11 protein-coding genes are annotated in these 15,035 nt (G+C 60.7%); 10 read left to right on the top strand and 1 reads right to left on the bottom strand.

Features of this window, described 5'->3' with window-relative positions:
* Positions 1-18: 18 nt before the first annotated feature.
* The 5 genes from DWQ09_17790 to DWQ09_17770 all read left to right on the top strand — a co-directional run bounded on the left by DWQ09_17790 (position 19) and on the right by DWQ09_17770 (position 6,135).
* On the top strand, positions 19-1,116 hold the full coding sequence (locus DWQ09_17790) for a chorismate synthase (protein ID KAA3626081.1): 1,098 nt from the start codon (positions 19-21) through the stop codon (positions 1,114-1,116).
* Positions 1,116-2,291, top strand: a complete 1,176-nt coding sequence (locus DWQ09_17785) for an MFS transporter (protein KAA3626080.1) — start codon at positions 1,116-1,118, stop codon at positions 2,289-2,291. The genes DWQ09_17790 and DWQ09_17785 overlap by 1 nt, the downstream gene beginning before the upstream one ends.
* Before the next feature lie 233 nt (positions 2,292-2,524).
* Positions 2,525-3,349: a mechanosensitive ion channel family protein gene (locus DWQ09_17780; protein KAA3626079.1), complete on the top strand. Its 825-nt coding sequence runs from the start codon at positions 2,525-2,527 to the stop codon at positions 3,347-3,349.
* Positions 3,350-3,358: 9 nt separating this feature from the next.
* Positions 3,359-4,357, top strand: a complete 999-nt coding sequence (locus DWQ09_17775; GenBank protein KAA3626078.1) for a zinc-binding alcohol dehydrogenase family protein — start codon at positions 3,359-3,361, stop codon at positions 4,355-4,357.
* Positions 4,354-6,135 (top strand): SLC13 family permease, encoded by a 1,782-nt coding sequence (locus DWQ09_17770; protein KAA3626077.1) that lies wholly within the window; start codon positions 4,354-4,356, stop codon positions 6,133-6,135. Before DWQ09_17775 ends, DWQ09_17770 begins: the two co-directional genes overlap by 4 nt.
* 18 nt (positions 6,136-6,153) lie before the next feature.
* Here the strand turns inward: DWQ09_17770 and DWQ09_17765 are convergent, their stop codons facing one another.
* On the bottom strand, positions 6,154-7,023 hold the full coding sequence (locus DWQ09_17765; GenBank protein ID KAA3626076.1) for a LysR family transcriptional regulator: 870 nt from the start codon (positions 7,021-7,023) through the stop codon (positions 6,154-6,156).
* A 157-nt stretch (positions 7,024-7,180) separates the two neighbouring features.
* Between DWQ09_17765 and leuC the strand changes: the two genes are divergently transcribed.
* The 5 genes from leuC (at position 7,181) to DWQ09_17740 (ending at position 14,932) form a co-directional block, all read left to right on the top strand.
* Positions 7,181-8,590 carry a 3-isopropylmalate dehydratase large subunit gene (gene leuC, locus DWQ09_17760; GenBank protein ID KAA3626227.1) on the top strand — a complete coding sequence of 470 codons (1,410 nt, stop codon included), beginning with the start codon at positions 7,181-7,183 and terminating at the stop codon, positions 8,588-8,590.
* A gap of 116 nt (positions 8,591-8,706) precedes the next feature.
* The gene (leuD, locus tag DWQ09_17755) at positions 8,707-9,357 is read left to right on the top strand and encodes a 3-isopropylmalate dehydratase small subunit (GenBank protein ID KAA3626075.1); all 651 of its coding nucleotides are present in this window, start codon (positions 8,707-8,709) and stop codon (positions 9,355-9,357) included.
* A gap of 119 nt (positions 9,358-9,476) precedes the next feature.
* Positions 9,477-10,556, top strand: coding sequence for a 3-isopropylmalate dehydrogenase (gene leuB / locus DWQ09_17750; GenBank protein KAA3626074.1), 1,080 nt, complete (start codon positions 9,477-9,479; stop codon positions 10,554-10,556).
* A 41-nt stretch (positions 10,557-10,597) separates the two neighbouring features.
* Positions 10,598-11,707 (top strand): aspartate-semialdehyde dehydrogenase, encoded by a 1,110-nt coding sequence (gene asd, locus DWQ09_17745; GenBank protein ID KAA3626073.1) that lies wholly within the window; start codon positions 10,598-10,600, stop codon positions 11,705-11,707.
* A gap of 354 nt (positions 11,708-12,061) precedes the next feature.
* Positions 12,062-14,932, top strand: coding sequence for a hypothetical protein (locus tag DWQ09_17740; GenBank protein KAA3626072.1), 2,871 nt, complete (start codon positions 12,062-12,064; stop codon positions 14,930-14,932).
* Positions 14,933-15,035: the final 103 nt, after the last annotated feature.

Here is a 15,035-nt window from a genome sequence, read left to right as displayed (position 1 = left end):
CCCACCCGATAACACGCCATGTCTGGAAACACCCTTGGAAAGCTCTTTACCGTCACCAGTTTTGGTGAGAGTCACGGCCCGGCGATCGGCTGTATCGTCGACGGTTGCCCGCCGGGCCTGGCGTTACGCGAAAGCGATCTGCAGCATGATCTGGATCGACGCAAACCCGGCAAATCACGCCACACCACGCAACGGCGGGAAAGCGACACCGTGCAGATCCTCTCCGGCGTTTTCGAGGGACGCACTACGGGAACGCCCATCGGGTTGATCATCCACAACGAGGATCAACGCTCCAAGGATTATTCCGATATCGCCGACCGCTTTCGCCCGGGTCATGCCGACTACACCTATCAACAGAAGTACGGTTTTCGCGACTATCGCGGCGGTGGGCGATCTTCGGCTCGCGAGACAGCGATGCGCGTGGCGGCCGGAGCGATCGCCAAGAAATTCCTCCACGAGCAGTTCGGGATCACTATCCGCGCCTACCTGGCGGCCCTGGGCCCGCTGAAGGCTGAGCGTCTCGACTGGCAGGCGGTCGAGCACAACCCGTTCTTTTTTCCCGACGCCGATCGGGTGAGCGAACTGGAGGCCTATATGGATGCCCTGCGCAAGGCCGGGGATTCGGTGGGGGCGCGGGTCAATGTGGTCGCCGACGGTGTGCCCCCGGGCTGGGGAGAACCGGTTTTCGATCGCCTCGATGCCGATATCGCCTACGCGATGATGGGGATCAACGCGGCCAAGGCGGTGGAGATCGGGGCCGGATTTGCCAGTGTCGAGCAGAAGGGCAGCGAGCATCGCGATCCGATCACCCCGGCGGGATTTCTCTCCAACAATGCGGGAGGTGTGCTGGGAGGGATTTCGTCCGGGCAGGCGATTACGGCGAGCGTCGCATTCAAGCCGACATCGAGTATCCGCATCCCCGGACAGACCGTCAATGTGGAGGGGACGCCGGTGGAGGTGTCGACCACCGGGCGCCACGACCCCTGCGTCGGTATCCGCGGTGTGCCGATCGTCGAGGCGATGCTGGCGATCGTGCTGATGGATCACTGCCTGCGCCATCGCGGTCAGAACGCGGATGTGCGCTCCGCTACGCCGGTTATCCCAGCGGGACACTGATGACAGCGGTTCTGGGCGCCGCACCCTACTGGCGCCTGTCGGGTTTCTACCTCTGCTACTTCGCGACCCTGGGGGCGTTGATCCCCTACTGGGGTCTTTACCTGCGCCATCAGGGATTCAACGCCGCCGAGATCGGCGAACTGCTGGCCGCGCTCATGGCCACCAAGATTGTCGCCCCCAACGTCTGGGGTTGGATCGCCGATCACACCGGGCGCCGTATGCGGATCGTGCGCCTGGCTTCGCTGGCCGCGCTGATCGCATTCGTCGGTGTGCTGCTCGGTTCGAGCTATTGGTGGCTGGTTGCGGTCATGCTGGCCTTCAGTTTTTTCTGGAACGCCTCGCTGCCTCAGTTTGAAGCGATCACGCTGAGTTATCTCGGCGAGCAGGCCCACCGCTACAGCCGCATCCGGCTCTGGGGATCGGTCGGATTCATTGTGACCGTGGCGAGTATTGGACACTTGCTCGAGCGCTACGAGCCGACCGTCCTGCCGTGGATACTGCTGGGACTCTTTGCGGGGGTATGGCTGTTCAGCCTCTACGTGCCCGAGCGGCTGGCCGACCATAGCCAGCTACCCGCGGTTTCGCTGCGGCGCACACTGGGCAGCACCCCGGTGTTGGCGCTCATCGTCGCGTGCAGCCTGCTGCAGGCCAGCCACGGGCCGTACTACGTCTTCTTCACACTCTATCTGGAGGACAATGGTTACTCGCGCAACGCCATTGGTCAGCTGTGGGCGCTGGGGGTCATTGCCGAGATCATCATTTTTCTGCTCATGCACCGCTGGTTACCGTTGATAGGGCCACGAAGACTGTTGTTGGTGAGTATCGCGCTGGCCGTGGTGCGGTGGCTGCTGATCGGCGGTTTTGCAGACAACCTGGCGGTAATGGTGTTCGCGCAGCTGCTCCACGCAGCGACCTTCGGTACGTTTCATGCGGCGGCCATCGATCTCGTGCATCGCTACTTCTCGGGCCGGTTGCAGGGTAGGGGACAGGCGCTCTACAGCAGTATGAGCTTCGGGGTAGGTGGCGCCCTGGGCAGCCTCTCCGCCGGCTATCTCTGGGAGGGTTTTGCCCCTGCCTGGGCCTATTATGCCGCTGCAGCGATGGCCCTGTTGTCGCTGTTGGTTGCGGTGGCCTGGGTTCGCGAACCCACCCCGGCAACGGCAGGTCGGGTGTAGGGTACCCGGTTCGCACCTACCCGCCATTCTCACATCCAGGTTGTGCCCAGGCGAGTGCTGTGCCTCGCAATCGGTGTCGGATTGTTGCCGATCACCCGGGGGGTTCGGGAGGGCGGAGACTTTGGAACAATAAACAAAGTAAGATCGTCGGAATCTCCCCCGCTCGGGTCAAATGCGCGGCGGGAGACTATTTTTCTGGAAGTAACAACTGATAAATCTTAAGGAGATTCCCGATGCTGGAAACATTGGACCTGAGCAAGATGAGTGTGGACTACCTGATTCCCTGGGGCATCAACATTGCTACCGCGTTGATTGTCTTTGTGGTGGGCCGCTGGATCGCGAGCATAATCGTTCGTGTGATCAAGAACCTGCTCATGAGGGCCAAGATGGATGCCATCCTGGTCAATTTCACCGGGTCGATTCTGAAGACCCTGTTGACGGTGGTCGTGGTAGTTGCAGCCCTCGAGCAGTTGGGGGTCAACACCACTTCACTGATCGCATTGATCGGCGCCGCCGGCATCGCTGTCGGATTGGCCATGAAGGATTCGCTGCAGAATTTCGCCGCTGGTGTAATGCTGATCGTCTTCCGTCCCTTCGCCATGGGGCATTTTGTCGAGGCCGCCGGCACTGCGGGTGTGATCGAGAAGATCAGCATGTTCAGCACTACGATGCGTACCGGCGACAACCGCGAAGTGATCGTACCCAACGGCGCCATCTACGGCGGGACCATCACCAACTTTTCGGCGCGATCGACGCGGCGCATCGACATGGTTTTCGGCATTGGTTACGGCGATGACATCAAGCAGGCCAAGGCCGTCATCCAGCAGATCATCGACGCCGACGAGCGGATCCTGAAGGATCCGCAACCGTTGATCGCGGTGGGTGAATTGGCGGAGAGCAGCGTCAACTTCAACGTGCGCCCGTGGGTCAACAGCGATGACTACTGGGCGGTGCGTTTTGATCTGAACGAGAAGATCAAACTGGCCTTCGACGAGCAGGGAATCTCCATCCCCTTCCCGCAGATGGACGTGCATCTGGATCGGGCCGAAGCCGCTTGAGCTGACACCATGCGTGCGATGATCTTCGAGGGCACCGGGCGGCCGCTGCGATTGGTGGAAAGGCCCGTGCCTGAGCCCGGTCCGGAGCAGGTGCTGCTTCGGGTTCGGGCTTGCGGCGTCTGTCGCACCGACCTGCATATTATCGATGGCGAGCTCACCCAACCGCGGCTCCCGCTGATACTCGGTCACGAGATCGTCGGCAGCGTGGAGCGTGTGGGTTCGGCGGTGACCGGGCTCGACCCCGGGCAGCGCATAGGCGTGCCCTGGCTGGGCGCGACCTGCGGGAAGTGTGCCTACTGTCGGACAGGAAGCGAAAATCTGTGTGAGGTGGCGAGTTTTACCGGCTACCGGATCGACGGTGGCTATGCGGAGTACACGGTGGCCGATCACCGCTACTGTTTTCCGCTCCCCGACGGTTACGATGACGCCCACGCTGCACCGCTGCTGTGCGCGGGTCTGATCGGTTATCGTTCCTACCGAATGGCGGGGGATGCGCGACGCATTGGGCTCTATGGGTTCGGTGCGGCTGCGCACATCATCGCTCAGGTTGCCCTGCATCAGGGGCGCGAGGTCTATGCTTTCACCCGGCCGGGTGACGAAGCGGCGCAGCAATTTGCACGCGAGCTGGGCGTCCAATGGTCGGGCGCTTCGGATAGGGTGCCACCGGTGCCACTGGATGCCGCGATTCTCTTTGCCCCGGTGGGGGCGCTGGTCCCGACGGCTCTCGCCGCTGTGCGCAAAGGGGGGCGTGTGGTGTGCGCTGGAATACACATGAGCCAGATTCCGACCTTCAGCTACTCGCTGTTGTGGGGCGAACGCAGTATCTGCTCGGTGGCGAATCTCACCCGGCAGGATGGTATCGAGTTCATGGCCGCTGCTGCGCAGCAGCGCCTGGTTACCTCTGTCGAGACCTTTCCTTTGGTTGCCGCTAACGAAGCACTGGCGCGATTGAGGTGCGGTGAGGTAAAAGGGGCCGCGGTGTTGACCATGGAGCAGGCGCAAACGTGAGCGGTGATCAGATTTACGTTTTCGTAGTGCTGTTGATCAGTCTCGCGCTCTTTGCCTGGGAACGCTGGCGTTACGACTTCGTGGCCATGGGGGCCATGTTTGCCGTGGTGGCCGGTGGCGTGGTGCCGGCCGGGGTAGCCCTTGAAGGTTTCGGTCATCCGGCGGTGATCACGGTTGCGGCAGTGCTGATCATCAGTCGGGCGCTGCGCAACAGCGGGCTGATCGATCTCATCGCCCGGGTCCTGACGCCGTTCACGAAAAACCAAGGCATGCATATCGCGGCGCTCACCGGTGGCGTTGCCTTCTTTTCGTCGTTCATGAACAATGTCGGGGCGCTGGCGCTGTTGCTGCCGGTCGCCCTGGAGACGGCCAGGGAGAACAAACGCTCTCCCGCGCTGCTGCTCATGCCGCTGGCTTTCGGCAGCATCCTGGGGGGACTGATCACCATGATCGGCACCCCGCCCAATATCATCATCGCCACCTACCGCGCCGAACTGGGCTTCGCCGAGTTCGCCATGTTTGATTTCGCACCCGTGGGACTGGTCGTCACCATCGCCGGAGTATTGTTCATCGCACTCTACGGCTGGCGCCTGATCCCCAGCGATTGCCGCGGTAAAAGGAGCGAGATTCAAGAGCACTTTCAGATCGGCGAGTACATCATCGAGGTACGGGTCAGGGAGGGGAGTGATCTGGTGGGAACACTGCTCTCCAAAGTCGACGAGCTGACCGAGGGGGAAGCGGTCCCCATCGGTATCGTCAGGGGACGCGGTCTGTTTACGCCGGCATCCAGGCACCCCGAGATTCGCGCCGGCGATGTGCTGGTATTGGAGGCCGATGCCGTCGGACTCAAGACAGTAATGGACGATCACGGATTGGAATTGGCCGCCAGTGGCGCCAAGGCGCTGGAGGATGTGGGCGCCGATCGGCTGACGCTGTGCGAGGCGGTGATCAACGCGGAATCATCGCTCGTGGGTCGTGATCTGCGTTATCTGCGACGCAAGATGGGTGGGGGTGTGGAGTTGGTGGCCCTGGCACGCCAGGGGCGTTCGATCCGCCGTCGCCTGCGTGATCAGAAGTTCAAGGCCGGTGACGTGCTGCTGATGCAGGGGGACGAGGATGTCGTCACCGGAATGCATCTCGACCTTGGCCTGATGCCTCTGGCGGAGCGCGATCTGATGCTGCATCACCCAAGACGCGTGTTCCTGGCCTTCCTTATTTTCGCCGCGGCTATCGCCGCGAGTATGGCGGGTTGGATTCATATCGCCTTCGCCTTCGGCGCGGCGATCATGGCCTTTGTGTTTCTGGACATTTTGCCACCGCGCGATCTCTACAAGGAGGTCGATTGGCCGATTATCGTTCTCTTGGGGGGTATGATGGCGGTTGGGCGGGCCATGGATGCGTCCGGCGGCACCCAACTCATCGCCGATGGTTTCGTGGCCATCACCTCCGCACTGCCAGCCTGGTTGACGCTGTTGCCGTTGATGGTGGTGACGATTGCCTTGACCAACGTGATCAACAACGCCGCCACCGCGGTGTTGATGGCCCCCATTGCGGTGGGGATAGCCCAGCGAATGGAGGTGAGCATGGACCCGTTCCTGATGACGGTGGCAGTGGCCGCGTCCTGTGCCTTCCTCACCCCGGTTGGGCACCAGTCCAACACCTTGGTAATGGGCCCGGGGGGTTATCGCTTCTCCGACTATTGGCGCATGGGCTTGCCGCTTACCGGGATCGTGATTGTCACCGCGTTGCCCATGATTCTTCTCTTCTGGCCGCTTTGATCACCCCGTTCGTGCGCTTTAACCGGCCGCCCCCAATTGTGCCAACATGGCATGGGCCGCATTGGAGAGGGTGCGTCGCGGGTGACGAATGACGCCCAGTTCGCGGCTGAGCGTCAGCTGACCGGTATCCAGTACCACCAGATCGGCATCCACCATGATTTCGGGGATGCAACTCCAGCCGAGCCCCACCGAGACCATCATTTTGATGGTCTCCAGAAAGTTGGTGGAGAGCTTTGCCTGGACCGAGATGCCCAGCGGGCCAAAGGCCTGTTCGAGGACATTGCGGGTAAAGGTTCCCTTCTCGGTGAGAATGGCGGGGTAATGGCTGAGCTGTGTGAGATCAAAAGTCTTGAGTTGAGCGAGAGGATGGGTCTTGGCACAGACGATACGCAGCGGATCGTGCCACACGGTGTGCATCCGCAGGTTCTCGTGCAGTTCGGCGGGCAGGGTGACGATCCCCAGTTCGAGTTTGCCGTGCTCGACGTCGTCGCATATCACCTCGGAGGCGCGGAACTGCAGGTCCAAATCCACCGCCGGGTAGCGCGCCATAAATGAACGCAGCACCGGCGGTAGCCGGTGCAGACCGATGTGATGACTGGTGGCGATGGTGAGCCGTCCGGCCACCGTGCCCGACAGGTTGCTCAGCGCGCGGCGGCTGTCCTCCAACTCCTCGAGTATGCGCTGGGCGCGGGGTAGTAACGCCTGTCCCGATTCGGTGAGAGTGATTTGCCGGCCGATGCGATCGAACAGCCGCGTATTGAGTTCGCTCTCCAGCGCGGCGATGCGTTTGCTGATGGCCGGTTGGGTGAGCTGCAGTTGCTGCGCGGCGTCGGAGAATGAGCCGCAGCTGGCGACGGCGACAAAGGTGTCGAGCGCAGCGATATCCATACTGAGTTTCCCCCTTCCCAATCGGTGCAAAATCCAGTCTACGAAATTATTAAAGCCATGAAAAATATGAATTTGTCTCATGAAAAAGATGAATTTGCGTAATGCTGCAGCGCCACGTAAGATGCTGCATTCTCACGCAAACCCGGTGCAAGAAACGATGGCTGGCAAGACCCTGTACGACAAACTGTGGGACGCCCATCTCGTCCGCCAGGAGCAGGACGGGACGGCGTTGATTTACATCGATCGCCACCTGGTTCACGAGGTCACCTCTCCCCAGGCTTTCGAGGGGCTGCGACTGGCAGGCCGCAAGGTGCGCCGACCCGATACGGTGTTGGCGGTGCCCGATCACAATGTGCCGACGACCAATCGCGAGGGCGGTATCACCGATCCGGTTTCACGCCTGCAGGTCGATACCTTGGATACCAACTGTGACGAGTTCGGTGTTACCGAATTTCGCATGGGCGACCTGCGCCAGGGCATCGTACATGTAATGGGGCCGGAGCAGGGCGCGACACTGCCGGGGATGACGGTGGTGTGCGGCGATTCGCACACGGCGACCCATGGCGCTTTTGGCGCCTTGGCCTTCGGGATCGGCACCTCTGAGGTCGAGCATGTGCTCGCCACGCAGACGCTGATACAGAAAAAATCCAAAAGCATGCGGATCAACGTTGCCGGAACCGCCGGTCCGGGCGTGACGGCAAAAGATATCGTGCTGCACATCATTGGCGTCATTGGCACAGCGGGCGGTACCGGCTACACCATCGAATTTGCCGGTGAGGCGATTCGTGCCCTCTCGGTCGAGGGGCGAATGACGGTCTGCAACATGGCTATCGAGGCCGGCGCGCGTGCCGGCATCATCGCTGCCGATCAGAAAACCATCGACTATTTCAAGGGCCGTCCCTATGCGCCGCAGGGCGCAATGTGGGACCGGGCTGTGAGTGCCTGGCAGCATTTGCACAGCGACGAAGATGCGGTATTCGACCACGAGGTGCACATTGCGGGCGCCGATATCGTTCCCCAGGTGACCTGGGGAACCTCGCCGGAGATGGTGTTGCCGGTTACGGCGTCGGTTCCAGATCCCCTGAACGCGCCCGATGCGGTGCGCCGTGAGGGGTGGACGCGTGCCCTGCGGTATATGGGGCTCGCCTCGGGTACGCCGATCACCGCCATTTCGCTCGATAAGGTGTTCATAGGTTCCTGCACCAACTCGCGGATCGAAGATCTGCGGGCGGCAGCCGAGGTGGTGAAGGCCCGTGGCGGCAAGGTCGCTGGCAATGTCAAATTGGCCCTGGTGGTGCCCGGTTCAGGTTTGGTCAAGGAGCAGGCCGAGGCTGAAGGGTTGGATAAAATCTTTACTGCAGCAGGTTTCGAGTGGCGCGAACCGGGCTGTTCCATGTGTCTGGCGATGAATGCCGACCGGCTCGAGCCCGGCGAACGCTGCGCCTCGACGTCGAACCGCAACTTTGAAGGCCGCCAGGGACAGGGTGGACGCACACACCTGGTGAGTCCCGCCATGGCAGCGGCCGCGGCGCTGGCCGGCCATTTCGTGGATATCCGCAAATCGTGAAAGAGAGCCACGTGCAAGGTTGTCAGGAACGCAAAGAACGCCAAGGCCCTTTTCGGTTCATCCTTTGCGGTCTTCGGGCACTTCGCGCCTTTGCGGGAGATAGAGGGGTTTGATACATGCAGAAGTTTGAGAAATTGACGGCTATCGTGGCGCCGCTGGACCGCGCCAACGTCGATACCGATGCCATCATACCCAAACAGTTTCTGAAAATGATCGGGCGTACCGGATTCGGTGCCTATCTGTTTGACGAATGGCGCTACACAGATCATGGCGAGCCAGGAATGGATTGTGTCAATCGCCCGCTCAATCATGACTTCGTGCTCAATCAGGCGCGCTATCAAGGTGCACGCATCCTGTTGGCGCGGGAGAACTTCGGTTGCGGTTCCTCACGCGAGCATGCGCCCTGGGCACTGGCGGATTACGGATTTCGCGTGGTGATCGCACCGAGCTATGCTGATATCTTTTTCAACAACTGCTTCAAGAACGGGTTGCTGCCCATTGTTCTGCCGCCCGAGCAGATCGACCGCCTGTTTGGTGAGGTTGAAGCGCAGCCTGGCTATGAACTCACGGTCGATCTGGCGAATCAGACCCTGACCACACCGGCAGGCGCGACGATTGCGTTCGAAGTCGATCAGTTCCGCAAGCACTGTCTGCTGGAAGGACTGGACGATATCGGTCTCACCTTGCAGAAACTGCAAGATATTGAAGCCTACGAGCAACGGCGTCGGGTTGAGGCGCCATGGTTGTTTCCGGGCAAGCGCGCGTAAACAACCGGTAATTCGGTCTCTCGCTGAGACACCAGGGTCGCCAGCTGGTCCTGATGGGTTTCTTTGCGAACTTCGCGGTTTGGCGAGAGTAGTGGTGTTGATTTAGGAACGAGGAAGGCATGACAAAAAAGATTCTGGTGCTCCCGGGGGACGGGATCGGAGTGGAGATCGTTGCTGAAGCGATCAAGGTGCTTGATTGCCTGCGTAGCGATTTCGGTCTGCAGATCGAGATGGAGCAGGCGCTGGTGGGCGGTGCGGCCTACGATGCCACCGGATCGCCGTTGCCCGAAGAGACGCTGAAGCTGGCAAAGGAGAGTGACTCCCTTTTGCTGGGTGCCGTCGGGGGGCCCAAGTGGGAGCCCCTGGCTTACTCGGTGCGGCCGGAGCGCGGCCTGCTGGGACTGCGCGCGGAGTTGGAACTGTTTGCCAATCTGCGTCCCGCGATTCTCTATCCACAGCTCGCCAGCGCCTCGACACTCAAACCGGAAGTCGTGGCAGGGCTGGATATCATGATTGTGCGTGAGCTGACCGGCGGCATCTACTTCGGGCAGCCACGCGGCGTAAGCCGACGCGACGACGGTCAGCGCGTTGGACTCAATTCGTTGGTTTACAGCGAATCGGAGATCGAACGCATCGGGCGGGTCGCTTTTGGTATTGCGATGAAGCGCGGCAAGCGACTCTGCTCGGTTGATAAAGCCAACGTGCTCGAGTGCACCGAACTGTGGCGTGAGGTGATGATTGAGGTCGGTAAGGATTATCCGGAAGTGGAGCTGAGTCACATCTACGTCGATAACGCTGCCATGCAACTGGTGCGTGCACCCAAGCAATTTGATGTGATGGTGACCACCAATATGTTCGGTGACATTCTTTCGGATTGTGCGGCGATGCTGACCGGATCCATCGGCATGCTGCCGTCAGCCAGTTTGAACGCGCAGAACAGAGGCATGTATGAGCCGATACACGGCTCCGCCCCGGATATTGCAGGAAAGGGTGTCGCCAACCCTCTGGCCACCATTCTTTCCGTGTCGATGATGCTGCGTTACTCATTGGGCGAGAGTGAACTTGCCGGTCGCCTGGAGGCCGCCGTCAGCACTGTGCTCGATCAGAATCTGCGCACACCGGATATCCATGCCGCGGGTATGGTCAAAGTGGGTACCGGCGAGATGGGAGATGCTGTGGTCAAGGCATTGCGCGGTTAGAATCGGAATATTTACCGGGACAACGTTTGAGGATTGGTGCAATGCGTGTGGGTTTGGTTGGATGGCGCGGTATGGTGGGCTCGGTCCTGATGCAGCGCATGCAGGAAGAGCGTGATTTCGATCTTATCGAGCCGGTGTTATTCACCACCTCGCAGTTGGGTGAGGCCGGCCCGGCGATCGGTAAGGATGTACCACCACTGCAGGATGCCAAAAGCATCGCGGCATTGCAGCCTATGGATGTGATCATCACCTGCCAGGGTGGCGATTACACCAAGGAGATCTACCCGCAACTGCGCGGCGCAGGTTGGAAAGGTTATTGGATTGATGCCGCCTCAGCGCTGCGTATGGACGATGACAGCATCATCATTCTCGATCCCGTCAACAGCAAGGTGATCAAGGACGGGCTTGCCAACGGGATAAGAAACTACATCGGTGGCAACTGCACCGTGAGTCTGATGCTGATGGCCATGGGCGGACTATTTGCCGAGGATCTGGTGGAGTGGGTGAGCCCCCATACCTATCAAGCCGCCTCGGGCGCCGGCGCCAAGAATATGCGGGAGCTGATTCAGCAGATGGGCAGTGTCTACGAGATCAGCAAGGATCTGATGGCCGATCCGGCCAGTGCTATTCTCGAATTGGATCGTCGCGTTTCCGATTTCCTGCGCAGCAACGACTATCCCTGCGATAACTTCGGTGTGCCACTTGCCGGCAGCCTGATTCCGTGGATCGATACTCAACTGCCGTCGGGCCAGAGTCGCGAGGAGTGGAAGGCGCAGGTTGAGGCGAACAAGATCATGGGACGCGGCGATCACCCGGTTCCCATCGACGGTATCTGCGTGCGTGTCGGGGCGATGCGCTGTCACTCCCAGGCACTCACCATCAAGCTGAATAAAGAGGTTCCACTGGCTGATGTGGAGCAGCTGCTCGCCAATCACAATGACTGGGTCAAGGTGGTACCGAACGAACGGGCGATCGCGGTGCGTGAACTGACGCCGGCGGCGGTCACCGGCACACTCAGCGTACCGATCGGTCGCCTGCGCAAACTGACCATGGGCAACGATTACCTCACCGCCTTTACCGTCGGTGACCAACTGCTGTGGGGAGCCGCAGAACCTCTGCGTCGCATGTTGCGTATCCTGCTGGAGAATTGAGTCGCGCTGACCCCAACAACCGGTATCGGTGGCGGCCCCGTGGTGGCTCCTGCCGTATCGTGTCGATTCCAACCGTTGCCCGAAGGGCGTGATCGGCCGGATTTCGCGATTCTCACCGCATAGCCGTGCCCCTTCCCGCAACCACTATCCTGGCAGAAGTAGAACATCCCCATGAATGAGGGTGTTCTAAATACCGAAGTTTTGGTAAAAAGGTATTTGTAGAATATAGTTACACGAGTAATATAAAGTGCATTCTCCAATATTGGACCTAACTGTTGCCCCGGTGCAGTGGGTACGATAACAAGGGTTCCGCCTACGTCGCGGGGCTGAAACAGCGTAAGAAAGGGAGTGAACATGTTTCGGAAGCTGTTGTTGGCGTTGGCGTTTCTATTACTGCCCATCGCTGGCGCGCATGCCCTCGGCCTTGGCGGAGTTTCGCTGCAGTCGCGCCTCAATCAGCCCTTGGATGCTGAAATCGAACTCCGTTCGGTCGAACCCGGCGACCTGGAAAAGCTGCAGGTCAGTCTGGCGAGCCGCGAAGAATTCGAACGATCCGGGCTTGATCGCCCCTTTATCCTCGCCAGTTTGGTATTCGAAACCGTACAGCGGGGCGATAAAAACATTATCAAGGTCACCACCAAGGATGCCTTTCGCGAACCGTTCGTAAGTTTCCTGCTGAAAGTTGAGTGGCCCAACGGCCGCTTGCTGCGAGAATACACGCTGCTGCTCGACCCGCCTGTGCTGACCAGGGAAGCCGCTCCCGCGGTTCAAGCGCCCGCGGCGGGGTCTGCGCCACAGATGGCGCCGGTGCAGCCGGCACTGCCGACTTCACCGACTCAGGCGACCCGCACCCCCCGCGCTGCCCCGGCTCCGCGGGTTCTGCCGGTAGGGGGCGATGAATATCGTGTGCGCCGTGGCGACAGTCTGCTCAAGATCACTCGCGATACCTTCTCCGATCCAGGTGTCAGCTCACAGCAGGCGATGCTGGCCTTTCTGCGTGCCAACCGTGAAGCCTTCATCAATGACAACATCAATCTGTTGAAAGAGGGCTATGTGCTGCGGGTGCCGACCGCGCAGGAAGCCCTGAGTGTCGATCAGGCCGAAGCCGTTGCTGAAGTACGGCGGCAGGTCGCGGAATGGCGTACCTACCGTCAGCAGCGCATGGCCGACAGTGGTGGTGCTGCATCCTCGGTCGCCGCCGCCCCGCAGCCGCGGCTCGAGGTGGTTGCACCAAAGAGCGAGGCGGGAGCGGCGGCCTCTGGTGCCGGGGGCACGGAAGACGTCGGCGCTGATACGCAGAGCTTGCAGCGCGATCTGGCATTGGCCACCGAAGCGGCCGAGGCGCGCCGTTTGGAAAACGAGGAATTGCGCGAGCAAGTCACCGGCCTCGAAGAGAAGCTCGCCGAAATGCAGCGTATGGTGACGCTCAAGGTCGACGAGTTGGCTGCCCTGCAGGCGCGGTTGCAAGAGGCGGGTGCCGAAGAGCGGACCGCCACGATGGCGCCCCCCGAGGCTACGCCAACGCCCGTTACCGAAGAGCCACCGAAAGCGGAGATGGCCGGTGACGAGGTTGCACCCAAGGCCGAGACGCCTGCGCCAAGCGACGCCGCACCCGCCGTGGTGACGCCCGGACCCGAACCGGCCATGGCCGAGATGAAAGAGGAGCAGCCTGCGCCTCCCGCGAGCGAACCCGCGCCGCAGGCCTCTATCCAGCCGCCGAAGGTCGAACCCGCCGCAGAGCCTGGCCCCATGGGCTTTATTGACGATCTGCTGGGCAACCTGATGGCCGATCCGGTCATGCTTGGTGGGGTTGGTGGCGGTGTTCTGCTGCTGATTCTGCTGCTCTTTTACGCGGTCGGTCGGCGCAAGGCCGCTGCGGCCGAGGCTTCCGGGTTTTCAGCGGACCTGATGGAAGCGGAGGACGAAGTGGAGTCTTCCAGCATGGACGAGGAGTTGCTCGATGCGGCAGCGGCAATGGAGATTGCCGATTTCGATGAACCGGAAGTCGATGCCGCTGCGGAAGAAGAGAAGAGCGGTGTCGATCAGGTGATCGCCGAAGCGGATGTCTACCTCGCCTATGGTCGCTACCAACAGGCCGAAGAGTTGATCAAGGGGGCGCTCGATGAAAATCCCGGGCGCCTCGATCTGAAGAGCAAACTGCTCGAAGTCTATTTCGCTACCCGCAATCGCAGCGAGTTCGAGGCCGTTGTCGGGGACGTGCACAGCGAACTTCAGGCGGAAGGCGGTTCCGAGTGGGACAAGTTGCAGCTTATGGGACAGGACCTCTGTCCCGGGAATCCGCTGTTTGGTGATCGCGGTGAAGGTGCGGGCGATGCTGAAAGCACACTGCCACCCGGTGCCCTGGACACCGGTATCGATTTCGATCCCTTCGGCGAAGCGGCGAGTGAGGCTGCTGGGGATGAAACCATGGACGAAGACCTGGGCCTGGAGTTGGATGGGGTTGCAGCACCCGAGACAGGCACGGAAGAAGAGATCGCCGCCGCAACTGCCGAAGAGGAGGGTGCGGATTTCCGTTTCGATCTCGATGAAGAGCCGGCGAAGGACGAGGCCGAACTCCCCGCGGTCGAGGGCGAACCTTCGCAGGCGCTGGAATTTGACTCCACCTTGCTGGGAGTCGATCAGGATGACGAGGAGTTGGATCTCTCCTTCGATCTGGAAGAGGCCGCCGACGAGGGTGCCGAGTCGGGTCTCGATCTGGATTTCGGGGGTGCGGAGAGCGAAGGGGTCGACACCGATCTCAGCTCGACGGATTTCGACCTGGAGCTGAACACCATCCAGACCGATACCACGAAACTCGGCACGGAAGAGGCCGCTGAGGCGCCTGAAGCCGAGGAAGAAACCGCTGCCGTCGCGCCAGAGGATGCTTCCATGGCCGAGGACCGTGATTTTTCCATCGAATGGGATATCACCGGCATGGGGCTCGAGGCGCCGGAGGATGAGAGTGAGGCCGACACCAGTGGTGCCCATCTAACCGAACAGCCGGATGATCTGGAATCGACCGCCATACTCGATTTCACCGCGGTCCCGCTCGATGACGATGACGACGGTGAGGCGGATATGGTGGCGACCAAACTCGATCTCGCCAAGGCCTATATCGACATGGGCGATGCGGACGGCGCGAAGAATATTCTCGACGAAGTCGCCAAAGAGGGTAACGACGCCCAGCGCAAGGAAGCCGAGGAGTTGATCGCCAATCTGTCATAAGAAACGGGCAAAGGGGGTTGTGGCGACCGTGGCGACACGGTGCTGACCACAGTTAAAAGGGGGGTCCTGCGACCCTCCTTTCATTTTGGCCGGAAGTGATCCG

Source organism: Pseudomonadota bacterium (genome assembly GCA_008501635.1).
GTDB lineage: Bacteria > Pseudomonadota > Gammaproteobacteria > QQUJ01 > QQUJ01 > QQUJ01.
The sequence above is the reverse complement of the archived record's forward strand: the minus strand, read 5'-3'. Positions and strand labels throughout refer to the sequence as shown.

Bases quoted from the DNA above. Each gene is read 5' to 3' on its own strand.
- DWQ09_17775 (KAA3626078.1), top strand. From the start codon at position 3,359: ATGCGTGCGATGATCTTCGAGGGCACCGGGCGGCCGCTGCGATTGGTG.
- leuD (KAA3626075.1), top strand. From the start codon at position 8,707: ATGCAGAAGTTTGAGAAATTGACGGCTATCGTGGCGCCGCTGGACCGC.
- DWQ09_17785 (KAA3626080.1), top strand. From the start codon at position 1,116: ATGACAGCGGTTCTGGGCGCCGCACCCTACTGGCGCCTGTCGGGTTTC.
- DWQ09_17765 (KAA3626076.1), bottom strand. From the start codon at position 7,023: ATGGATATCGCTGCGCTCGACACCTTTGTCGCCGTCGCCAGCTGCGGC.
- leuC (KAA3626227.1), top strand. From the start codon at position 7,181: ATGGCTGGCAAGACCCTGTACGACAAACTGTGGGACGCCCATCTCGTC.
- DWQ09_17740 (KAA3626072.1), top strand. From the start codon at position 12,062: ATGTTTCGGAAGCTGTTGTTGGCGTTGGCGTTTCTATTACTGCCCATC.
- asd (KAA3626073.1), top strand. From the start codon at position 10,598: ATGCGTGTGGGTTTGGTTGGATGGCGCGGTATGGTGGGCTCGGTCCTG.
- DWQ09_17790 (KAA3626081.1), top strand. From the start codon at position 19: ATGTCTGGAAACACCCTTGGAAAGCTCTTTACCGTCACCAGTTTTGGT.
- DWQ09_17780 (KAA3626079.1), top strand. From the start codon at position 2,525: ATGCTGGAAACATTGGACCTGAGCAAGATGAGTGTGGACTACCTGATT.
- leuB (KAA3626074.1), top strand. From the start codon at position 9,477: ATGACAAAAAAGATTCTGGTGCTCCCGGGGGACGGGATCGGAGTGGAG.